This is a genomic window from Paenibacillus sp. 23TSA30-6, from assembly GCF_014858585.1.
Lineage (GTDB): Bacteria > Bacillota > Bacilli > Paenibacillales > Paenibacillaceae > Paenibacillus.
On the sequence record NZ_SLTL01000020.1, the window covers coordinates 18,229 to 41,210 of the forward strand.

The following is a 22,982-nucleotide window of genomic DNA, read 5'->3' on the forward strand; positions in this document are numbered from 1 at the left end:
CTCCTTCATGTTAGTATTTTATGTTAGATTTATGTTAGATATATTTCCCTGTTGTCTCTGTAGCCTCTATATCCTCCGCGCCCGTTGCACGATCCATATAGTAAAAATGCGGATGGGGATGGCTTAGAAAGTCATGATGGGAAATCGTCCAGCCATAGGCTCCCGCAATGTGGAACAGCAGAACATCCCCAATCCGCAAATGCTCTACATACACTTCATGCGCCAGCACATCCTTGGGCGTACAAAGCTCACCCGCGATGGTCACCGCTGTTTGTCGCCGCTCTGTTCGCGGAAAAGGATACTGCCAATCGTCAACAGCAATCACATCAAAAGGCTGGTTGTGCTGCCATGACACTGGCAATCGAAAATGATGCGTTCCCCCGCGAATAATGGCGTAATGCTGGTCATGATTTGTTTTGAGGTCGATCACTTCTGCCGCATAATACCCGCAGTGCGCCACCATATAGCGCCCGGACTCAAAAATGAGCTGGATGCCGGGCATGCGGTATTCCTCCCACACTTGATGCAATTCCTCCATAAAATCATCCCATTCGAACCTGCGCGCCAGATCGGTATACGAAATACCAAAGCCGCCGCCCGCGTTCAGATAGCGGATGGATAGCTCATGCTCCTGAATCCAGCCCTGCACACACTGCAAATACGTAGCGACCATTCGGGCATGCAGCCGGGCATCCAGATTATTGGACAGAGAGTGCATATGGAAGCCCTCCAACTGTACATACGACAGACTTTGGGCCAGTCGGATCGCTTCTGGCACCTGAATTTCGTCGATACCAAACTGAGTGGGCCGACCGGACATCGTGATGCTCGCCTCCGGCAAGGTACGCCGCAAATTAATACGCAGCAAAATAGATACACGCTGTTGTCTGCGTTCCGCGATCCAGCCGATACGCTGCAATTCATGCAGACTTTCGGCATGAATCAGCATCACCTTCCGCTCTAACGCTTCCTCAATTTCAGCGTCCTTTTTCCCTGGACCTCCAAAAATAATCGGCACGTCGGCTGACACTTCACGAATAGTCCGAATTTCTCCAATAGATGCAGCTTCGAAGCCCTTTACGACGGGAAGCAGGCTGGCGATCAATTGAGGATCGGGATTGGCTTTGACCGCGTAAAACAAACTGCAATCGTCGGGTAAGCTGCTCACACAACGTTGTGCTCGTTCTCTCAGTGCGCCCAGGTCATATATATATGCACATACCGGCTGCTGCTCTCGCTCCCGTGTTTGCTGGATAAGTTTTTCCACATACGGAACGATCCGCCCTCCAGATAATGCTGAAACAAGCTGCTGACTCATGTTCTTCCTCCTTTATGTTAAGAGCTAGCGTAGGTCAGACCTTCTTTTTTGCAAGGCGCGAAAAGCAATGCCCCGCTCATCACCCAGTACGAAGGCATGAACCTCTTTTTCTACCCATGCGCTGTATTCCCCGTCCCTGCGCGGAATGGCGCAATACGGAATACCTGCTTCCCGTGAAGCTTCAAAGACCCGCTGTAGCCCCTCCTGTACAATCGTTGCATCGGTCTGCCACGGCACCCCGTACGATTGGGACAAATCCGCTGCTCCTTCCAGCACCATTCCAATGCCCGGTACAGACAAAATATCCGCGATGCGTTCCACACCCAATCCGCTCTCAATCATGGGCACCAGCATAATCTGTTCATTGGCCTGATTCATGTAGTCCACCAGATTTCCTTTGCCAAATGCGGCAGGTCTGCCGCTGTTCAGGCTTCGCTTGCCCTCCGGGCTGTATTTAGCAGCCTGAACCAGCATCTCCATCTGCTCCCTGCTCTCCACATGCGGAACGACAATTCCCTGTGCTCCGCTATCCAGCACACGCAATATTTCCTTGGCATCGACCTCGGGCACACGCACCAAGGGCGTGATTTGTGCGGCTTCCGCAGCACGGATCATATGCTCCACCGTCTCGGGATTGACCATGACATGCTCCATATCAATGATCACAAAATCATATCCGGCATGTCCGATCATTTCGACCGTAAGCGCCGCCGGAATGGAAGCGATGAGGCCAACGACCTCCTGTCCTGTCCGCAGCTTCTCCTGAAGCCGATTTACAGTCAACATGTCGGCTCCCGGTGCACATACAGCGGGTTCATTCCCGGCTTGAAATGAAGGTCCTCATCCCCAAGCAGACGTCTTTTCATCAATTCTTCAATCTGTACGGTCGGGGCAAACAAATCAAACAGACGGAATCGTTCCTCATGCTGAGGATGCTGGCGCTGATAATCATGAATAACCTGTGCGGACATTTCCCAAAAGCGCTGCTCGTCCAACTGATAATGCTCCGCCAGGAACATCGCCAGCTCGGCGGCTGCAATAAAGAAAAAAGCATCGTAGGAAAAATCGCGCACATCGTCCGGATTGCTCGTTTTAATAAACGAATTGCGGTTAATCCGGGCATGACTTGGCGGCTCAGGATGAAGATCGGGGCATTTCTCCGGCTCTGTCAGATGCTTCACGGAAAACCGGACACCATCATGAAAATCCTTAAGCGCCACCCGTGTCGGTTGCCCGTTCCGGTGGATCAAAATGATATTCTGACCGTGGGATTCCATGCCAATTCCATGCGCAAACAGCATATGAATAATCGGCGATATCGTGGCCTCCAGCACACGCCGTGTCCATTCCTCTACGCCGAATTGCTGTACCCACGGATCAATAAGCGGTACCCCGTTTTTTTGCACATAACATAGTCCGTTAAAAGGAATCGCATCCTCATCCGGCTGCAAATACCCGTGAATGCTTTCCCGCCAAACCGTCCCCAGTGAGCCGTAGGTTTTCGCCTGACGGTATTCGGGCAGCTGCTCATAGTCATACGTGATACCCAAAACCTCACGCAAAACAAAGAATCCCTGCTGAGCAGCATATTCATCGTGTTCCAGCAACCCATACAGCCAGTCCGTGATAAGCGCTCCGTTCAGCACCGTATGTCCAGCCATGATCCGACTGGTCGAGGTGTTCGTAATGCTCAGCGACAGCTTCACATACGCGCGCTCCGGTGTCGTCCGGTTGGACAATGTGCGGATCGACTGCTGCGCCTGATACACATCACTCGCTTCACCGAGCCACACGATCCGCTGATTTGCCAGCTCTTGATGAAACCGGGGTAAAATGACCTGCTGCCATTGCCACGGGTGGACAGGCATGAGCCGATAGGCTTCCGGTTGCTGACCGTAGCTGGTTAACAAGGCTTGGAAGCGTGCAACTTCGCTTTCTCCCAACTCTTGGCGAATAAATGCTTCATACTCAATCGCCTGCGACTGCCCTGCCCGGCTATGGCTTTTGGCGATGGCCAGCCAAACAGGACGGAGCGGCTGCTTGAACTCGGGACCATACAGCTCATTATCTGCCAGCGTAAAGCCGATTCTGGATTTATAGCATGGATGGTAGGGATGCCCGTCCCCCAAATTGCCCTCCAGCTCATCATATCGACGCTGGTCATCCGCCAGAAATGGCGCGTTGAAAGAGCTTTGCGCCTGTACATCCTTGAGTAGAGTTTGCTCCAATTCCTCGATGAAGCGCTGAAGTCGTTCACCCTGCTGTGCGGTGCTGAGGACTTCATTTGCAAAATCCGCCAGCGTGGCCGACGTTTCGCTTCCGTCTGTCCCCACTCGTATGATTGGAACAGGAACCAGCCGAATGCGCCCAAAGCTGTTCATCCGTTTTCCGACAGAACGGTATTGGACAGGGCGACCTGTAATGTCCTTGCCGGACAATATAAAATGTTGATCGCCGTTATCCACGGAATCGTTATGCGTGTCATAAGGCAAAATTTCTTCATATAGCAATGCCTGAATCAGTTGACGGATAATACGCTGCTCGACCTGCATAAAGGTATCCGAGCGGAGCGCCTGAATGAAGCGCTGAGTGGTCGAAGCATGGCTGGCGGGAGCTGTAGAAAGATTGCTTGTGGAAAAGTTATGATCCGAAATGTTAGTTACAGACATGAAGTCACCTCACGAAAATGAATTGGATTAGGGATCAGGATAAACGAAGGCGTATCCCCCCTGGATTGAAAGCAGCTTGTAAAATTGGCTTTGGCAGGCAGTGTAGGTGCGGTCAATAAATCTTGGATATAGGCGGCTAGACGGGGGCAAGAGCTTGTAGCTTGTTCCTGTAATTGCTCCAATACCTTGCGTACCACCCTCCAATACTCCTGCTCACTATGCTGATCATGAACCGCAAGGGCATGAATCAATGCCCCCAAATGATTAACAAAGAAATAATAACGGGTACGCATCCACGGCTCTTCTGCACCGTACAATACGGGACTGTCCTCAGCAATCAGTGAACCGACCCATCCGGCTGCGTCGGCCTGTTCACGCACAATACTTACGCCCTCCAAATCCCGCACATAGTAGCATTCCGGCCATCCGTCCTGTAGGGACAGAAGCGAATTTTGTACATGGGCTTCGAAGGCGATACCTTTCACCGCAAGCAAACGCAGCATAGGCACCATGGATACGTGAAGATACCGCTCCAGCCAAGCTAACAGGTCAGGCCGTTCTCCGTTTTTACTCAGGTAATTGTCCCGAATCACCCCGATAAGCCGCGGCTCCTGTTCACCCGGCAACGACTCCAGCAAGGAAGCCACTACATAGGTGGATTCAGGGTTCAGGTCCATCGGTCGATAAAGAACCGTAAACTGGTCAGACAATTGCTCCAGCTCTTGAACCGTCGTTGTTCCTCGTTCTGTTGCCGCCGCGCTATGCTCATGTCCTGCGTCATACTTTGCATCAATCGTGGTGACCTGTGAAAGCTCTGCATCCTTAGCAGACTCTGGATTCTCCGTTCGCTTCGCTACCTCATTCGGCTGGAAGCATACGCGGCTGTATCCCGTTTCTGTCAGCACCTTGAAGGACTCGGATTGGATATGGGACGACCAGTCGGCTGAAAGCTCATGAATGACCTTCGCAGCATCCAAAGTACGCCGAGCCTGCTCCTGTGTATTGTCACGTACCAGATTGGTAATCCGCACATGCAGCGGCAGCTTATAGCCGTTTCCGGTTTTCAAATCCCATACTGTTCGTATCGAAGAAGTCGGATAAACGACAGGGCCTAGCGCGCCCAAAGGAATCAACACCCGCTGACGTATCAAACTTTGAATGCAGGATTGCCGCAACACCTGTTCGGCCTGCCATGGATGCATGGGCAAAATGCGATATCGCGCCAACTCCTCTCCCCACTGACGGCGAGCATGGAGCCGCACAGACGGGTCAATGGCATCCCTGTGATGCTCTTCACCAATCCATTCCTCCTGCACGTTATCCTCATGAACCGCGAAATAATACAGCGGAAACGCCGCACCCATCTCGGGACTGTATAACGGAAGCTCATAATCAGCAAATCCCTCCGTGCTTTTCGGAAAAGGATGAAAAGGGTGTCCGATCAGCAAAGACTGCTCTGAGCGTACATACGTCAGATGGGCTTCTGTACTTGAGAAAGACTTTGACTTGCTCTCGCCTGTGGTCTTCGTATGGTGATCCATAAAGAGCGTCATTTTGTGCATGCTGTTACGAATACGCTGCTTCATCTTTTGCTGCTCCGCTTCCCTTTGCTCGGGCTTGGCGTGATAGCTCATCTCGTCCAGCAGCCTTTGTATAACTCCATCCATCTCCAGGGGCCTGTACGTCCCTCCTTCTTCCACCTCGTACCAAGCACTCCCATACACATGTTGCCCCGTTGCAGAGAAATGGTGCAGAGTTCCCGCCAGTTGCAACCCGATCCGGGGTAAAATCACCTTTATTTTCGGTGCTTCCCCTTTGATCCTTGGGTCAAATTGTCGTGTTTCCCGCAGATAGCTGTTGACCAGGACCCGTAGTGTCGCTTGCTCCGCCCAGATCCTGCTTTTGGACAGCTCTCCAGCGATAGTGGAAATCTCCGTTGATTGTGTCAGCATGTATATTCTTTCTCTCCCTTCCTGTTCAAACCTTGGGTGTAGCCGCAGGTGCTTTCGCTTGCGGGGTATCACTGGATGTACGACGCGCTCCTTTTTTACGAAGGAAGTCAGGCGTCTTCAGGAAAAAAGCGGCGGGAATGGTGAGTAAAATCAATATACTCATCCCGATAAACCCTTCCCTGATCGCTTGCAGCGTTCCCGTTTCCACCGAATAGCCCGCCACCAGAAGCTGAGTCTTGCGAACTTCAAAATAAATCGAAATCACAACCATTCCAAGCGAAGAGGTCAGTCTGCGCATCACATTATTCATTGCCGAGCCTTGGGCTACCAGCTCATCGGGGATTGCATTCAACCCGGCCGTTGTGGCAGGCATATTCGACAGACCCAGCCCAATTCCCCGTAGCATCATGAGGGCGAAGATCATCCACAGCGGTGAATTCATCTGGAGCATACCGAGCATCGCCGTAGCGGCACATGTGATGATAAGTCCCGTGCTGATCATTCCTTTTGGTCCTTTGCGATCTAATTGCTTGCCCGCTATCGTGACGAACCACCCTGTACATATAGCGGAGGGCAAAAACACAAGTCCTGTCATCATGGCGTCATAGCCATACACATGTTGAACCAGCATCGGAACCAGAAAAATGCTGCCGAACATCGCAATCGCTTGTACACTCGCCACGATGACGCTCAAGCTGTAGGTTCGTATTTTGAAAATGTGCACATTCAGCAATGGCTGTTCCTTCACCAGCTCCATTCGCACAAACAGAACCAGTAAAGCCGCGCCTGCAAGGAACAGCAGAATATGCAGCGGGGCAATCAGATCCGCAGTTGTCGTTGTTCTGCCCAGCGCAAACAGAATGAACCCCACACCCAACGTAACCGTTATAAAACCGCTGCTGTCAAAGGTGCGCGACGGATTGCTACGTGCAGCTGTTAAATAACGCATCCCCAGTAGCAATCCCAGCAGTCCGGTTGGCACATTTATGAGGAAAAGCACCTGCCAGCTGCTTAGAGATAGCACGATTCCTCCCACCGTAGGTCCGAGCATTGGAGCCGCCATAATCGCAATCCCCCAGATTCCCGTAACCTTACCGCGTTCCTCCTTGGGAAAGGCTTCAAAAATCAGCGCCAGTGACAACGGAATCATCAGCCCGCCTGTCATCCCTTGCAGTCCCCGACAGAGGATGACAGCGGTAAGCCCCCACGATAACGAGCCGAGCAAGGAACCTGTGACAAAGAGCGCAAGTCCGCTCAGATATACTTTCTTTTTCCCAAAACGATCTGCCAGATATCCGGTTAAAGGCATCGTCATACCCATCGTGATTAGAAAAATAGTGATGAGCCAGCTCGCTGTAGCAGCGTTCGTATGAAATACTTTAATGAAGGACGGAATCGCCGGGTTGAGCGAACTGTTATTCAGCAAAACCGTAAAGGTGCCGAGCATCACCGTGATGACGACCTTCCACCGCTCGGGCACAGCACGTATGTTCATCCCTCGGCCTGCTTAACCATGACCGTGCTGCAACCCGGCATAGGCCACATGCACCGGAGTAGTCAAATCGAGCATATGCAGAGGACGTTTGTGATCCAGCAGCTCCCTGATCGCTTCAATCACCACCGGATGATTATGACCGAGCGCTAAAGTTCCGGCCCCGGCCAGGCAGTCGTAATAGATTCTTCCATCCATATCCTTGACATGGGCTTCGGCGATGGCAATAGGGATACGGCGGGGGTAGGATCTGGCATTGGATTCCCGTGCAGCCTGGCTCTCCAGATAACGGGTGTTTTGCGAGATAGCAGTAGCAGCTTTTGGCAACTCGATCGCTCCTTTGATATTGATAATCATTTTCAATTAATTCACCTCCTTATTATATGGAATAAATATCCTGATTCCATGGACATTTAAGACCGGGTTTTGGACAAAAACTGTTTTTAATTCCTAAAATAGAATAAAAAACCACAATAAAAATCGCCATTTCGACCATTTTCACTGTGGTTCTTTTGCATTTCTTCCTGACAGAATCAGGAGTGCGGTTTTGTGTATGAAATTTTCGCTATAGCATCATGCAAATGGATGGATTCTTCATTTCGGCACTCCACCGTGAAGGCACGAACGGCCTCTAGCTCAACCAGATCGGCAGCAATCAGCCGCACCATATCTTCGACAAAACGCGGATTTTCGTACGCTTTTTCAGTTACTGCCTTCTCGTCCGGGCGCTTGAGCACCGGATGCAGCGGAGCGCTGGCATTGGATTCCGCTGCATCCAGCAGCATGACCTTCCAATCCTGCTCCAGCTTGTCCGGCTCATCTATATGCGCCTCCATAGTTACCACGCCCCGCTGATTGTGGGCACTATACTCGCTGATTTCCTTGGAGCACGGACACAAGGTGGTTACTGCCACCGTTAAGCCAACCACGGTACGACTCCCCCGTCCTGCCTCATAGCTGATTCGGATCAGCGTCTCGGCATGGTTCAGTCCCGTCTTTTCCAGTACAGGGGAGCGCCGTTCGTAGAACCAGGGGAACGACAGCTCCAACTCGGCCCGTTCCTGATTCATCCGCACAGCCAGACCTTCCGTAAAACGGGCCAGCTGTGCCAAATCCGTCGTTCCGCCCTGCTGCCGATATTCCTCCAAATGCTCTGTCAGACGGCTCATATTGATCCCTTTAGTCTCACGATAAAGCGAGGTTGTCAGCTTAAAGGTTCCGATGCTTACCTGTGACGAAGGGCTCAACCCCGCCTCCACGGTAATGGGATGCTTTACTCTGGCAATGCCCACCTGTTCGATGTCGAACAAATAGTTGCGTTTCTCATTTTGCAAATCGGACATGTGTTCCTTCGTGGTGGGTTTATCTCCCGGGATAGGGTCCACCGAGCCGAACAGCCGATGGCGCTCTGCCTTGGAAGGCAGTTCCGGGGTTACTCTATCTTCTCTCACGTTAATGACTCCTTCAATTATGATTTTCCAAGGTGACAGGATGCTGCTCCAGCGATTTTTGCAAAACTTTTTAATAGTAATAATTACGATTAATTTATATTACTACAAAAATACCGCAAGGTAAACCTCGCTTCCCTCACGGCAACACAGTTGAATAGCGTTCATTCATGAGCTAATGTGAGGGTAGAACTTTTTTTCGAGATAAAAAACGAACCTGCAGGAGGTTGTTTCCTTGAGAAGTGAACATGAAATGCTTCATACCATTCTCGAATTTGCCCAAGAGAACGAACGGGTACGTGCCGTGATTATGAATGGTTCACGTGCCAATCCACATGCTCCACGGGATATATTTCAGGATTATGACATCGTCTTTCTCGCATCCTCCGTAGACAGCTTTGTTCAGGATCGTCGCTGGATCAACAGTTTTGGAGAATTGATTATCATGCAAACGCCCGATGAACACATGGAACCCGTTCCGACTTACCGTGATCGCTTTGCTTTCCTCATGTTATTCACGGACGGCAACCGTATTGATCTTACACTCTATCCTGCGGATAATATCGCCAATTTGGAGCGAGACAGCTTAAGTGTGCTGCTGCTGGATAAAGACGGACTTGTAGAGCCTTTTCCACCGCCAAGCCTTCAAGATTATATAACAGTACCTCCAACTGCCCAAACCTTTGCAAACTCCTGTAACGAGTTCTGGTGGGTCAGTACCTATGTGGCTAAAGGATTATGGCGACGGGAGCTTCCTTATGCCAAATTTATGTTGGATCGGCCTGTAAGAGATATGCTTCACTTGATGCTGGAATGGCATATTGGTATACGGACAGACTCCGCGGCAGATCCGGGGAAGCAGGGAAAATATTTCGAGCAGCACCTTGAGCCTGAACATTGGGCTGTCTACGTCCAAACGTTTGCGGATGCAGATTATGGACATATGTGGCAGACTCTTTTTAGAATGGGTGACTTATTCAGAGAAGTAGCCCTGGAGGTGGCGAATCATTATAGTTATGAATACCCGGCTCAGGACGATCAACGTGTTACACACTATCTCCATCACGTACAAGCTCTGCCAGCAGATACGAAGGATATCTTTTAATGAAAAGACCAGTCAGACATAATTTATATGTGTTGCTTTAGCAATTGCGCTGTTCGTTCCGGTTGCGAGATCGGAAAATGATGGGCTGCGGGAATATCTAGCGTGTGCAAGGAACGGAATGGCTCAGGCAGCTTATATATCTGATCCTTCACCCCCCACAGAATCGAAACTTTCTCCTTGGACCGTGCTTCGTATATTTGGGGAGCGAATTGGAAGCTATTTGACCTCGTTAACATGGCCAGCGTTTCCGCAGTCGTCTTTCTTACGCGCGGGGAACGCATTTCTTCAAGAACATACGTAACGTATGTTGGCGGGATATCTCCCAAGCTCTCAAAACATGTCTGCGAAAGCAATTGCTTTTGTAAGCCTGGCTCGCTGAGCCTGCCCAGCACACTCTCCGTAATTCGTGCACTCCTGTACCTAGGCGGAGCGGTATGCAATGCAGGCTGCAACAGATGCAAGCTGCTGATGCGCTCAGGTACGCGTTCCCATACTTTAGCAGCCAGTAGTCCGCCGAAAGAATGACCTACAAGGCGGATCGGCGTTTCAAAAGCCTGAATGGCCTGTACTAACGATTCAATATGGCCTTCCAGTACATCCTCCTTATGATGGTATGGAGAGCGTCCAAAGCCGGGAAGATCCACCAGGCAAACCGAGGATTCAGGAAAATGTTCAGCCAGCGGTATCAAGCAATCTGCCCCGCTTAAAGTACCGTGAACAAACACTATCGTTGGATTTTCATTTCTCGCCTTTTCCACCTTTCGCTCCAGTGTAGCTAAAGGCCCGCGCCTGCTGCGGACATATCCATCTGTTTCCGCATGGGAATGAATAATTCTAAAATCAAGATCGGTAATAACAAATGGGAAAGTGCTGGAATTCACCGCATGTGACAGCCCGGATTTATGGTGAATCCGCCGCGTTGCATCTAATGGGTAGTCCACGGCCACGATAAAATCGAGTGATTCCTTCGGGATACCCAACTTTCGACCAAGTGGAGTACCCAGTATCTTGGATAGCCAAGCGGGTGAAATCGAACCTAACGGTTTACGGACCCGAAGCTCCTTCGCCATATTCGTTCCCAGCTCTATCATCGTCGGGCTCTGTTGCCTTTCATCCATCAAGTAGTATGTTTCATTGGCAGGGCGCGGTTCCTTCGCAAGAGCGCTGATAAATTCGGCCGCATGATCTACGTGAACCAGTGGAAGCCAATGAGACTTCCCCCCGGGAACGAGACCCATGAGCTTGCGTGCTGTAGAAGCCACGAGAATGCCGAGTCCACCGGTTTGAGGCGTATCCCCATGCTCAGAGTCACCAATGACAACGCTCAAATGGATAACCGAAAGCGGAAACCCTTCCCTGTGCGCCCCCTGCCGAATATGCAAATCAGCCAGAAACTTCATACGCTCGTATGAAGGTGCTTGTTCCAATTGAGCGATGACAGGCTCCGGGGCATTCCAGTTATGATCATTAAAAGGGCTTTTGAACCCAACCAAATGGATAAAATGTCGTAGCCCCTTGCTCGCATGAATATGCGTAGCCAAAGTTAGCATTTTTTCTGCCGCTTGTAGAAAAGCCGCTCTCGCTTCCTCCTCTCCCAGCAAAATATCCATCGGACCTCCTGCGTGAATCACCACATCTGCGGTCTCAACCCGCTTTCTGTCAGAAGGATTCAGTCCCAGAGCAGGTATGCTTAAATCACCAATAACCGGCGTTAATTTCCCGGTATGCCAGGCTGTCTCCAAACCCATTTGCCTGCACATTCGTTCCCATTTCTGCTGTGAACGAACAAGAACGGTAACGGTGTGCTCCTCCCGGGAAAGCTGCCGTAGCGCATGCATGCCGATAAAGCCTGTACCACCCGTGATGAAAATATGTGCCATGAAAATAACCTGCCTTCTATATTTTAGTACCAATCAGTGCTAATGATGATTAAAAAAAATCACTTTAGCAGAAACGCTAAAGTAAATTTTAAATTTTCTAGTATGCTCGGGTCCTGGTTTGCATGTTGCAGAAAAAGTGCCCCCTCAATGGCCGAGACAATGAATTGGGCAGTCGACCTGGCAGGAAGTTCAGTCTGAATCTCTGATTTCTTCATTCCCTCGTTCAGCAACATCTCCACGGTGGTGATTTGGCTTTGGAAAAATTGGCTGACTTTATCCCGAAACAAGGGGTTATCCTTGGGCATCTGCGTATAAAGAGTAATAAATGGACAGCCGCCCAAACAATCTGTCTCTTGTTGTGTCAGCAGTTGAAGAAGGATTTCAAAACGTTCCTGAACAGACTGATCCTTACGCGAAGCAACCTCATAAATCATCTCGTTATACGTTTGAATCAGTTGATCCAGAATGGCTGAAAGCAACTCTTCCTTACTTTTAAAATAGTAGTAAATGTTCGTTTTGGATACGTTGCTTACAGCCACGATTTCATCCATACTTGTCGTATGATAGCCTCGGGTCAGGAACAATGAAGTGGCAGTGTGCAGAACAACATCCCGATTCGTCGTTTTATTTTTCTTCATCATATTTAGCACTATACGGTACTAATGAATGCTTGTCAAACTTCGCTTGATTAGGTCTGCCGAAATATTATTTTTCAGTCAGGACCCGATCACCACTGCTCGCAGGCTGAGAGATCACCAAAAACTCAACATCCTCATTTGTTTCGTTAAACATTTGATGAGGGACCAAAGAAGGAATCTCACAGCCTTCCTGAGATCCTAATTCGATTCGTTCACCATCCACTTCAAGTATGGCTGTACCTGATAAAATAAAGAAGAATTGGCGTGCATGATGGTGATAATGTCTGACCTCGTGTGTATTCCCGGGCATACGCTCATGAATAATACTCAAATCTTTATTTTTCACCAAACGCCAACCATCACATTGATCTCCCCATATGTAATGTTCGGCATTGTTTTTACTTATTTTCAAACTGAACCCCTCCTTTTGCGATTACTGATTCATTTTAAGCCTGTATTCCTACGGCTACAATCTTATTTTCATCCAACAGAACGAACATAAAAAAAAGTCCGACTTACCGGACTATTTTTTTATATATCTGCCTCTATAATTTCCTCCAGCTTAATCCAGCTAAAATCCTCTTCCCCACGGGACAGCTTCACTTCCCGCCGACTCGTGTTAATCACCGTCACAAACCCGCACAGCTCCTCGTCATCAAATGGATTGAATACCCGCAGCGTAATGGGCTTCCGCTCGTTATAGGAAACGATGATCGCCTGCTCAATCTGCTGCATTTCCTGATCGTCCAATGTCGGCTTGCCGCGTCTCCCCTGCTCCTTCATCAGTCGCAAATAAGCATCCCGATGCTCAGGCAAGATCATGCGCGAGCTTTCCCATATGCCGTTCCCTTCAAGCTTTTTCCCCATCGTAAACGCCTCCTATGCTGTTCTGGTTACCGGATGCCATGCCAGTACCTGATCTAATCGAAAAACGCGTGGCTGGCCTGTCTGTAAACAGGTGGCTCGTATCAAACCGTTCCGCACACGATGCACCTCAATGCGTCGCTGAGACAGCTTGCCCTTTCGGTCCATATACACGATTTCCACGATCTGTCCCACGTATTTTTCCAGCATGCTCCTTCACTCCTTATCAGAACGTTTGTTTGTATTATATGCGAACATGCGTTTGATTATCAATGTTAAATAATCCCCTGAGAGAATGTGATGCTCTGAGGGGATTATTTAACACGCTTTGACATCAAAAAATGGATCTTCCCAATCGTAATTCCAGCCCATATGCAATAGAACATCATAGCATTAAAGCCTATATCCTGGAACGTAGAATATTCCAAACTCCAATATATATGGGTTTTATAAACATTTATTTATAAATATAGGCATTAATGTTTAGACATTACTTTTCATTTTTTGTAGTCTTGGTAAGAAAATAAAATTTAAAGGAGTGTAATGATTATGAAATTTGTAAAGCTAACTTTATTCACGATGGTTTGGATGATGGTTCTCTTTTTTAGTACTAGCCACAGCATATATGCTGCCGCTACGGGGGATGTCCTTAATAAACCGGAAGAAGGATGGTCTCGTTATGAAGCGAATACGCCCGAGATCACCTATCTTGGTGGTAATTGGTTTCGTGATAATACCGGCCCAATAACCTGGACTTCTCCCTGGCAAAAATCTGGAACAAGTCTAAAGTTTAATTTTAAAGGTACTAAATTAAGATTAATTTCTACCACTTGGTGGTCTGGTTCTAGCAGCATTGATGTCATTATAGATGGTGTTAAGGTTGATAACTTTTCTTTGACTGGAAGTGACGTAGCAGCCCGTAAAATCATGTACGAAAAATTAAACTTGCCTCAAGGAGAGCACTCTGTTGAATTTGTAAATAATACACCAAACTATTTATTTATATATGCAATTGATACTGATGGGTCGTTACTTCCCTTTAAACCTGTCGAGGTAGCGCCAACTCCTGAACCGTCTGAACCTTCAAAGCCCTCTGAACCATCCGAACCCTCACAGCCGAGTGGTGACCGTGCAATTCTGGTTGTGACTATGGATAACGGGCTTGATAAAGAATTTGATATAAGCAAGAAGGAGCTAGCCTCTTTCATTCAGTGGTATGACGCTAAAGATGCCGGACGGGGTGCTTCCTTCTTCGCCATTGATAGACATACCAATAACAAGGGCCCTTTCAACAGCCGCAAAGACTATGTAATATTCAATAAAATTTTGACGTTCGAAGTAAACGAATATTCATGTGAACCTCTCTCCAAAGAATTGGAGAGCTTCTCAAATCATCAGGACTCGTAACCTCGTCCCTCCTTGAAGGCTAGTTCCTAGCCTGATTGCGTTAGATTAAGATACGTTCTGCAAGGCTAGTTTCAATATATTAATAGCTGCATTTTCATCCCGATCTGCAACGTATCCGCAAGGACATTGATGGACACGAACAGCAAGTGATTTTTTGACGATTTCTCCGCAGTTGGAGCATCGCTGCGATGTGCCCGATGGATTCACTTGCACAACCTGACGACCGGCGCTTTCAGCCTTGTACGTCACGAATTGAATAAGTTGATTCCATCCGCTATCTGCAATGCTTTTGGCAAGATGATGGTTCTTGACCATCCCTTGTATATTCAAGTCCTCGAAGGCGATCAGTCCATATTTATTGATCAACTTTCGCGATTCTTTATGAGCGTAATTCTTACGTTGATTTGCTACTTTCTCATGGAGTCTGGCTAGGTCGCGTACAGCTTTACGCCGGCGGTTTGAACCACGCTTTTTCTTCGAGACCGCACGTTGCTTTCGTTTCAGCTTTTCTTCGCTTTTACGAAGAAATTTCGGTGACTCTATTCTCTCGCCATCTGATGTTACCGCAAGTTGGGACACGCCAAGGTCAATGCCAATCTGCTTTTCTGATGCTGGAAGGTGTTTGCTTTCGACTTCACAAGAAAAACAGGCGTAATATTTGCCATTCTTAACCATGATGGTACACGTCTTGATCGTTCCTTGCGGCTGCCGATGAAGTCGAATGCGTACATCACCGATCTTGGAAAGCACAAGTTGCTTTCCTTCTATGGAAAACCCACTCTGCGGGTAGGTAAAGGAGTTGTACTGACTTTCAGGCTTGAATCTCGGAAAGCCCGCTTTCTCGCCGTTTTTGACGCGGCGAAAAAAGGCTTGGTACGCCTTATCCAACCGCTCAACGACATTTTGAAGGACTTGAGAATGGATGTTTTTGAGTTCAGGTATGTACCGTTTTCTCTTTGGCAACGTTGCTTTTTGCTCGTAATAGGTAAGACTCTGCCCCGTTTGCTCGTAAGCAGCGATTCGTTCGGCGAGCAAACGATTATAGAGGAGACGGCAACGTTCCAGCGCGAAATGGATGTACCCTTGCTCCTCTTTGGTTGGATATAGACGGAATTTATAGGTTCTCTGCATTAGCCGTCTCCTTTCTTTTGATTTTCGATGTATTTCTTTATGGCTTGTTCGGAGATAGAACCAATGGTTTCAATGAAAAGGCTGCTGTTCCAGAGGTGTCCACCCCATAATCTTTTTTTAATTGAGGGAACCTCAGAAATAGTTTTCTTGCAGAAATTCCTTTCAACATTTTTACAATATAGGAAGGAGCTATTTGGGGGCGTGCTGATGCAAAAACATGAATTTGGTCTTTTTCGCCAACCTCCATCATGACCACTTCAAATTCTTTTTCTTGAGCAATTTCTTGGAACAGTTCTTTAAGGTAGGCTTCAATTTCTGCTGACAGTACAGATCGGCGTTACTTAACCGACCAAACGATGTGATAATTGACGTTGTAAACGCATGTTCTAGCGTGCTTTATATTTTCTTTTGTCATACAGATAGTCTACCAGAACCAAGTTTTGATACTCAAATAGATACAATGATTTTGGAGTTACAGATAGTGCAGATGAAAGTCCGCTCGTCCTAAATAATAATAAATTAGGCCTTTTATAGTACAGTACGTCCACAACTAGTTCAATATTTACCCCCCCTCGAAGTTGGACAGTTCTTAACATTAAAAGAGTGACAAGCCTCCAAGTGATGAGGGGCTTGCCATTTAACGTTCTGATTGACAGGTACATTGACCCACAATCGAGTAGATTGACTAGAATGTCTTCCCTCCAAATGAGGCTCACTGAAAATGGCAAAGAGGACAAACTAATTGTCGCAATGCGGCAGCGGCTACTTACTTCTCCAGAATTAAACTGCTAGTGCGGGATTAAAATTCGTAGGTGGACAGCTTGATATCCTCTTTATTCAAACTTTTCAACGGATAGGCTGGGCCATTCCAATAAGTCAGGATATCAACAGGCTCGTTAACGCTATGTTCTTTTAACATAAGAGATAATTCAGGCAACAAATGCGGAAGCTGGTAAGAGCTTGTTATAAAATGATACTCTTCCGGACTTTCACATTCTTCAGCTCTGTAAAAAACAAAGTAACCCTCGGTGTTGTCCCCGATGAGTACAATATAACGAGCAAGAAAAATAATTTCACCATTGGAAAAGGGAATAGAGTGTGTCGCATTAGGAATTAAATCCTTTTCCATCCCCTCTATACGCGCGGTAAGTTCACTGTTAAGAGCATCTATTCTTTCTCGTTGCTCGCTAATGAGTTGTTCATAGCTTACAGGGACAAGCCCTCCTTTCTTAATCGTAGTGATCAGTTCATCGATAAATACTTTTTGAGATAAAACCCGATTGCTCATCCTATTCATCTCCACATTCATTTAAATCACAGCCCTCTTACTCATTTTCAAGATGCTTTATATTTATGTAAATTAAAATCCTATGTCATAGAAATGCTCTTTTGTTCAACTTATGGATTGCAGCCATCATCATGAATGGGTACGGTTAACCCGATTAATCAACTACCAAATATTTTTGTGATTGCATTCACAACTCTCTCCATTTGAAATGGTTTAACAATAAAATCCTTTGCACCTGCCTGAAATGCTTTGATAATCGCTTCTTGCTGACCCAAAGCAGAGCACATTAAAATTTTAGCCTCGGGATCAAGCCCTATAATCTTTTCAACAGCCTCAAGTCCATCCATCTTGGGCATATTGATATCCATGGTGATTAGATCGGGACGAAGGTTCGAGTATTTCAAAACAGCATCATACCCATTTTCCGCCTCCGCAATAACAGAGTGACCCAAATCCAAAAAAATATCCTTAAGTACAGATCGCATAAATAAAGAATCGTCGACGACTATAATTGTTGCCAAGGTTAATCTCTCCTGTCGTTTTATATATCGTACTTCTTCATTCAGATGCTGACTGCTGAACAAAATGCATATCCAAGTTTCAATATCGGTGAAATAATAACTGAAGTTAATAGAAAAAATCTGTAAAAATAAAAACGCTACCATTGGATTACAAACGGAATTTCAAACTAGATACTATTGAATTAGTTTTCAAAACAGGTTTTCATAATGACGTAAATTATTCCTGTAGGGTGAAGATCATAAAGTACTAGGTATCCACTGGAACCTTTGCACTATATATGCAGGACTTAAAAGTTACCTATCGTACCATTCCGCAGACGGATGGTGCTTCACTTGTACAGCACCATTCCGCCTACTCTGTTTTCATGGGAATTTACGAACCCGTTTTGATTAACTCTTTCTACTTCTTTAGGATTCTTGGCTTTAGAATATGTAACCTATATTATAATGTTTCAAATTCAAAGCCTCCTGTCATACCATGCATTACATCACAAGTGAGCCAATCTAATGCATTTTTACTTAATAGCTTCATAACAATTTCTTGTATCTTTACAGATATGTCTCCTTTTACATAAGATGCCAATTAAATAGATGCAGTGCTACGATCCTCCACGTAAAAACGATGCAAACCCGTTTGATAAATTTTCTCCACTCTTGCCAAATGAACAGCGCCAGTTAGAACATACATAGCATAGCCTGGCTTTATAAGATAAGCCTCACTCGTTTCATAATCAAGTTCTTCCTCTTCCCATACATGAACAATCACAATCTTCTCCAGCACAGCAATGTTTGACATGTTCTTTTCCTCTTTTCTAAAAAAAATTTATTGACCAGAAATAATTTATCAATTCCTTTTGTGTAAAAGAGATTTCTCGCAAGTATTATCGTTTAATATTTATCACTAAACGATAAATCAATAATAAATATACACTCTTAAACGTTTATCGTCAAATGATTATTTCATAATGCTTACTAACAGGGTAAAATAATTGATAAGAGGTGATGATCTTTGGCGATAAACATAAAGTTAGAAGAAACATTGGGCAAAGCAGGAATCACAAAAAATGCCTTGGCACGCGAAGCAAAAGTTCGACCGAACTTAATTTACGATATGTGCGATGGTAAGACCAAACGCTTAGATCTGGAAACATTAAGCCATATTCTCGATACATTAGAAGATCTTACAGGTCAGAGACATAACCTGAGCGATGTTCTGGAGTATATCCCACGCAACGAAAAAAACGATCACTCTCCTGTCTAATGGAGATAGATCGTTTTTTATGCTCTGCATATAGAGATAAAACTTACAGTAATAAGTAAATATAATTATATTGTAGCTTTTTTATAGCTAAATCCATATTTCAATAAAGTTTTCGCATGAAATCAGCTTTTTTTAACGAGAGAATACCTTTTTTAAGTATATTCCTGACCTCTTGATGTGCAAATTATCCCCTAAAAGCAACTTTATACAAGCTTTCTTATAAACAAATATAATCATAAAGTTGTAAAACACGACTGACAAGTGTAGAATAAAATTAACAAAAAAAAGAAACCGAAATGTCGCAAAGGCGCCACGGCTTCTTTAAGATTTTCGCGAAAATAACCGCTCACCTACCAAGAGCGCGGTTATTTTCTTTTTTTTCTATATGTCTGTATCAGGCTAATTATGGAGAGGGTTACGGACAGCAGTTTTACCACTGGCTCTACATACTTCAGAACAATTGTTAATTGCTCTAAAAAGTACGACATGGTTTCGATGATATTTATCATATCGACCTCCATGCCGTGCGCCTTTGCTCGTTACATCATACATTATATTCACAAAAAAACCTAACTTTTCAATTTCAAATTCTGTCTAAGGCTCTGATCGTCAAACATTATCTGACTGGTGATTTTGGCACAAAAAACTTACTCCTACTCAAAGTTCAAGTCGGAATAAGCTTGTAGAAAGAAAATACAGACGTGCAGTTAATTCCCCGATTAAATTGTGGTAGTCCTTTCTTTATGGTGCTGTACAAGCGAAGAGGTCGCTTTTGTCCCCGGATTTCTATCCTCATTATAGGCTTTATTCAAGAAATCCGGGGGCGGTGGCGATGGGAAGCACCATCCAGATGCGCAGTGGCACGATAGGTAACTTTTGAGTTCAGCTTATATAGACATAAAAAACTGACACCGGAGTCGTTCCAATGTCAGTTTACAGTCTTATTCATTCAGAGCCTTTTTCAAAGCCTCCATGTTGTTTTTCATAACGCCAAGATAGTCGAGATTCTTCTGCTTGTCTTCATCCGTCAGTCCTTCGAGCGGATTCAGTACATCGATTTTTGCACCGATTTCAGTAGCTACGGTCTCAGCGACCTTCGGATCAACAAGGGTTTCAAAGAAAATCGTTTTAACATTATTTTCTTTAGCAAATTTGATAATACCCGCCAGCTTGTCCGGTGTAGGCTCTTGCTCCGGAGATAATCCAGCAATTGGTACTTGGGTCAGACCATATTGCTTAGCCAAATAACCAAAAGCAGCATGCTGCGTAATAAAGTCTTTACGTTTTACATCTTTCAGACCTGTTTTGAACTCGGTATCCAGCTCTTTCAGCTTGGCGATGTAAGCATCAGCATTTTTCTCATAATCAGCTTTGTTTGCGGGATCGGCTTTTACCAGCCCTGCTTCAATGGACTCTACTTCCTTTTGGGCCAATACCGGATCAAGCCATACGTGAGGGTCCAGCACATGATCGTGACTATGACCTTCCTCAGCGTGTACTTCTCCTTCTTCCTCCTCAGTACCTTCCATCAGGTTCAGCCCTTTGCTTGCTTCAACCACAACACGCTTGTCGTTAGACGCACTGCTCAAAGCCTGCTCTGCCCAGCCTTCGACGATACCGTTATATACAAAAACGTCGGCATCCTTCACCTGTGCCATATCTTTGGCGCTTGGCTCCCAGTCATGCGGCTCAGCACCAGCAGGAATCAGCGCAGTTACATCAGCATGATCTCCAGCGACCTGCTTTGTAAACTCATACATTGGATAAAAAGTGGTAACCACTTTCAGCTTTTTGCCGCTGTCCGTCGTTTGTGCCTGATTCGGCTCGGTTTGGGGAGTGTTGGTAGCTGTATTATCAGATTTGGCTCCGCAGCCGGACAAAATAAGTACCAGCCCCGCAGACAATACGAATGATTTTTTGAACCATGTATTCATGTTCATAGCTCCTTTATTTGTTTGGTTTTTCAGAATACGAACTGTTTCATTCACTGGCGTGCTGCATTCTTCTGCCGGGAAGCCTGCTGCTTACCCAACTTGCGGACCAGCTTTTGAATACCGATTCCCACGATCAGGAATAATAACAGCACCATGGCAATCGTCCCCCCCGGGGGTGTACTCAGTTCATACGATGCAGTTAAACCCGAAAATACCCCGATCAATGCGGTCACCATAGATATCCAGATGGCTGCGGCAAAGCTCGGTGCAATTCGAATCGCCAATGCAGCCGGTAACACAATCAGTGAGGAGACAAGCAACACACCGACAATCGGCATTGCAGCGGCTACAATCATCCCTGTCAAAATGCTAAACGCAAATGAAATGGATTTGACAGGAAGGCCGTTTGTCTTCGCTGTTTCTTCATCAAAGGTAATCTGATACAAAGGACGCCGGAATACGAAAAAGAAAATACCCCCGATCACAGCCACTGCGATCATCAACATCAGCTCTGTCTGATTAACCGCCACCACTGAACCGAACAAATAAGCGGAAAATCCTTTATTAATACTCTGATTCAGGTTCATTAATATAACAGCCGTCGACAGGCCGCCTACCATAATAATGGCCACGGAAATCTCACTGTACGTTTTATAAGACCTGCGGACGTATTCAACGATAATCGCTCCGATTATAGCTACGATAAAACCAGTTATCGTCGGATTAATGCCCAGATAGGCACCCGCTGCCACCCCTGCCAGCGATACATGCGATAGCATGTCCGCCATCAGAGCCTGACGCCGCAGCATCAGGTACACTCCAAGCACCGAGGCCAGCAGTGCAATTACCCCACCGGCACAAAATGCCCGCTGCATGAAGTCGTAGTGCAGCATTTCCATCCGCCATCTTCCTTCCTCTCAAGCTCAATAATACGATCCAGATAATGTTGCACTTCCGATAATCCATGGGTAACCATGACTACAGTTCTTCCATATTCCTTAACCTGCTGATTCATCAGATCGTAGAAGTGATGGCGGCTTTCCTGATCCATCCCGGTCGTGGGCTCATCCAAAATGAGCAAATCCGATTCCTGAGCAAGCGCTCGTGCCACACAAATGCGCTGCTTCTGTCCACCGGACAGCTCGCCGATTTTACGATGACGCAAATCCCACATACCTACCTGACGAAGCGCCTGCTCTGTCAGATCATGATCCTCGGGCCGCATACGGCGCAACCACGAGCCATGAGTGTATCTTCCGGAACGGACAAACTCCAGAATGGTACTTGGAAATCCACCATTAAAAGCAGCAATTTGCTGCGATACGAATCCGACAACAAGCTTCTTACCCTCACCTGTACGGTCGGACATAAACACCTTGCCCTTCCAAGGTTGAAGCAAACCGAGCAACAACTTGAGCATTGTCGATTTGGAAGCCCCATTCGGCCCGGTAATGGCCACAAATTCGCCAGAAAAAATTTCAACATCGGCATCCACCAGATTAGGAACGTCCCCGTAGCCAAATGTAACTTGTTCCAGTGAGGCTAATAACATGACGCAAATCTCCCTTTCCTTTAAAAAGCCTGGAGCCATCTGAACGATTTACCTCCGCGCAGATTCTCCAGGTCGTTTATTCTCATGAAACCATCTACCGTAATTATTACGATTTGATAATAAAAAAACAAGCGTTTGATAAACGTAACCTTTACGCATTAGCAAGTTTAACAGTTTAGGAAAGGTTCGTCAATGTTTTGCAAGTCTTTTGTTCGTTTACTTTACTTCGTCCGGGTATAGGCCGGAAGCCAAGGTTTTCAGCGCAATCGGCGCACGTACCCCTTCAGCCGCTGCGGACAAAGGCAGCACTACAAATCGTTTGTTTTTGATCGCTTCCACACCAGCCAGCGCGGGCTTGCTTAGCAGAAGCTTTTCTTTATCCGCCAGCGAGGTATCTCCATAATTCAGAATCACAATGACGTCAGGATTGCGCTTCACGACTTCTTCCCAGCTTACCTCGGCAAAGCTTTTGTCAATGTCATCAAAAATATTTTGGCCTTTTCTACAGTACCGAAAGCAGGC

At 46.5% G+C, this 22,982-nt stretch carries 21 protein-coding genes and 3 pseudogenes; 3 read left to right on the plus strand and 21 right to left on the minus strand.

The window, feature by feature from the left end:
• Nucleotides 1-34: 34 nt before the first annotated feature.
• From E0698_RS17755 to folE2, 7 genes and pseudogenes are all read right to left on the minus strand, one after another.
• Complete coding sequence (locus tag E0698_RS17755; RefSeq protein ID WP_192512411.1) at nt 35-1,318, minus strand: type III PLP-dependent enzyme; 1,284 nt, start codon at nt 1,316-1,318, stop codon at nt 35-37.
• A gap of 24 nt (nt 1,319-1,342) precedes the next feature.
• Complete coding sequence (locus E0698_RS17760) at nt 1,343-2,104, minus strand: HpcH/HpaI aldolase family protein (RefSeq protein WP_192512412.1); 762 nt, start codon at nt 2,102-2,104, stop codon at nt 1,343-1,345.
• Nucleotides 2,098-3,987 carry an IucA/IucC family protein gene (locus E0698_RS17765; RefSeq protein WP_192512413.1) on the minus strand — a complete coding sequence of 630 codons (1,890 nt, stop codon included), beginning with the start codon at nt 3,985-3,987 and terminating at the stop codon, nt 2,098-2,100. The genes E0698_RS17760 and E0698_RS17765 overlap by 7 nt, the downstream gene beginning before the upstream one ends.
• Nucleotides 3,978-5,939 carry an IucA/IucC family protein gene (locus E0698_RS17770; protein ID WP_192512414.1) on the minus strand — a complete coding sequence of 654 codons (1,962 nt, stop codon included), beginning with the start codon at nt 5,937-5,939 and terminating at the stop codon, nt 3,978-3,980. The genes E0698_RS17765 and E0698_RS17770 overlap by 10 nt, the downstream gene beginning before the upstream one ends.
• Nucleotides 5,940-5,964: 25 nt before the next feature.
• The gene (locus E0698_RS17775; protein WP_192512415.1) at nt 5,965-7,434 is read right to left on the minus strand and encodes an MDR family MFS transporter; all 1,470 of its coding nucleotides are present in this window, start codon (nt 7,432-7,434) and stop codon (nt 5,965-5,967) included.
• A 51-nt stretch (nt 7,435-7,485) separates the two neighbouring features.
• Nucleotides 7,486-7,788 (minus strand): annotated as a pseudogene (locus E0698_RS17780) (diaminobutyrate--2-oxoglutarate transaminase); the annotation flags it as partial.
• Nucleotides 7,789-7,964: 176 nt separating this feature from the next.
• Nucleotides 7,965-8,882 carry a GTP cyclohydrolase FolE2 gene (folE2, locus tag E0698_RS17785; RefSeq protein ID WP_192512416.1) on the minus strand — a complete coding sequence of 306 codons (918 nt, stop codon included), beginning with the start codon at nt 8,880-8,882 and terminating at the stop codon, nt 7,965-7,967.
• Nucleotides 8,883-9,114: 232 nt separating this feature from the next.
• On the opposite strand from folE2, the gene E0698_RS17790 reads away from it, so the two are divergent.
• The gene (locus E0698_RS17790) at nt 9,115-9,984 is read left to right on the plus strand and encodes an aminoglycoside 6-adenylyltransferase (protein ID WP_192512417.1); all 870 of its coding nucleotides are present in this window, start codon (nt 9,115-9,117) and stop codon (nt 9,982-9,984) included.
• A gap of 23 nt (nt 9,985-10,007) precedes the next feature.
• On the opposite strand, the gene E0698_RS17795 is transcribed toward E0698_RS17790, so the two are convergent.
• The 5 genes from E0698_RS17795 to E0698_RS17815 form a co-directional block, all read right to left on the minus strand.
• Nucleotides 10,008-11,864 (minus strand): alpha/beta fold hydrolase, encoded by a 1,857-nt coding sequence (locus E0698_RS17795; RefSeq protein WP_192512418.1) that lies wholly within the window; start codon nt 11,862-11,864, stop codon nt 10,008-10,010.
• A gap of 59 nt (nt 11,865-11,923) precedes the next feature.
• Nucleotides 11,924-12,502, minus strand: a complete 579-nt coding sequence (locus E0698_RS17800; protein WP_192512419.1) for a TetR/AcrR family transcriptional regulator — start codon at nt 12,500-12,502, stop codon at nt 11,924-11,926.
• 67 nt (nt 12,503-12,569) lie between these two features.
• Nucleotides 12,570-12,914: a cupin domain-containing protein gene (locus E0698_RS17805; protein ID WP_134909810.1), complete on the minus strand. Its 345-nt coding sequence runs from the start codon at nt 12,912-12,914 to the stop codon at nt 12,570-12,572.
• Between the two features lie 119 nt (nt 12,915-13,033).
• Nucleotides 13,034-13,369: a YolD-like family protein gene (locus E0698_RS17810; protein ID WP_025683611.1), complete on the minus strand. Its 336-nt coding sequence runs from the start codon at nt 13,367-13,369 to the stop codon at nt 13,034-13,036.
• Between the two features lie 12 nt (nt 13,370-13,381).
• On the minus strand, nt 13,382-13,576 hold the full coding sequence (locus E0698_RS17815; RefSeq protein ID WP_014281351.1) for a hypothetical protein: 195 nt from the start codon (nt 13,574-13,576) through the stop codon (nt 13,382-13,384).
• Nucleotides 13,577-13,915: 339 nt separating this feature from the next.
• Here E0698_RS17815 and E0698_RS17820 point away from each other — a divergent pair, with 339 nt between their 5' ends.
• A complete protein-coding gene (locus E0698_RS17820; RefSeq protein WP_192512420.1) occupies nt 13,916-14,773 on the plus strand; it encodes a hypothetical protein in 858 nt (285 codons plus the stop codon).
• A gap of 45 nt (nt 14,774-14,818) precedes the next feature.
• On the opposite strand, the gene E0698_RS17825 is transcribed toward E0698_RS17820, so the two are convergent.
• From E0698_RS17825 to E0698_RS17845, 5 genes and pseudogenes are all read right to left on the minus strand, one after another.
• Nucleotides 14,819-15,904 carry an RNA-guided endonuclease InsQ/TnpB family protein gene (locus E0698_RS17825; RefSeq protein WP_192512421.1) on the minus strand — a complete coding sequence of 362 codons (1,086 nt, stop codon included), beginning with the start codon at nt 15,902-15,904 and terminating at the stop codon, nt 14,819-14,821.
• Nucleotides 15,904-16,229: pseudogene (gene tnpA, locus E0698_RS17830) on the minus strand (IS200/IS605 family transposase). Before tnpA ends, E0698_RS17825 begins: the two are co-directional and overlap by 1 nt.
• 474 nt (nt 16,230-16,703) lie before the next feature.
• Entirely contained in the window at nt 16,704-17,192 is a 489-nt protein-coding gene (locus E0698_RS17835) for a hypothetical protein (RefSeq protein ID WP_192512422.1), read from the minus strand.
• Between the two features lie 158 nt (nt 17,193-17,350).
• A complete protein-coding gene (locus E0698_RS17840; protein ID WP_025683614.1) occupies nt 17,351-17,713 on the minus strand; it encodes a response regulator in 363 nt (120 codons plus the stop codon).
• A gap of 583 nt (nt 17,714-18,296) precedes the next feature.
• Nucleotides 18,297-18,509, minus strand: a complete 213-nt coding sequence (locus E0698_RS17845; RefSeq protein WP_192512423.1) for a hypothetical protein — start codon at nt 18,507-18,509, stop codon at nt 18,297-18,299.
• 213 nt (nt 18,510-18,722) lie between these two features.
• On the opposite strand from E0698_RS17845, the gene E0698_RS17850 reads away from it, so the two are divergent.
• Nucleotides 18,723-18,974, plus strand: coding sequence for a helix-turn-helix domain-containing protein (locus tag E0698_RS17850; RefSeq protein WP_025716704.1), 252 nt, complete (start codon nt 18,723-18,725; stop codon nt 18,972-18,974).
• Between the two features lie 941 nt (nt 18,975-19,915).
• Here E0698_RS17850 and E0698_RS17855 read toward each other — a convergent pair.
• The 4 genes and pseudogenes from E0698_RS17855 to E0698_RS17870 all read right to left on the minus strand — a co-directional run.
• Nucleotides 19,916-20,908, minus strand: coding sequence for a metal ABC transporter substrate-binding protein (locus tag E0698_RS17855; protein WP_192512424.1), 993 nt, complete (start codon nt 20,906-20,908; stop codon nt 19,916-19,918).
• A 50-nt stretch (nt 20,909-20,958) separates the two neighbouring features.
• Nucleotides 20,959-21,807 carry a metal ABC transporter permease gene (locus tag E0698_RS17860; RefSeq protein ID WP_014281343.1) on the minus strand — a complete coding sequence of 283 codons (849 nt, stop codon included), beginning with the start codon at nt 21,805-21,807 and terminating at the stop codon, nt 20,959-20,961.
• Nucleotides 21,753-22,460, minus strand: coding sequence for a metal ABC transporter ATP-binding protein (locus tag E0698_RS17865; RefSeq protein WP_134909819.1), 708 nt, complete (start codon nt 22,458-22,460; stop codon nt 21,753-21,755). Before E0698_RS17865 ends, E0698_RS17860 begins: the two co-directional genes overlap by 55 nt.
• Before the next feature lie 216 nt (nt 22,461-22,676).
• A pseudogene (locus E0698_RS17870) lies at nt 22,677-22,961 on the minus strand (ABC transporter substrate-binding protein); the annotation flags it as partial.
• Nucleotides 22,962-22,982 lie beyond the last annotated feature (21 nt).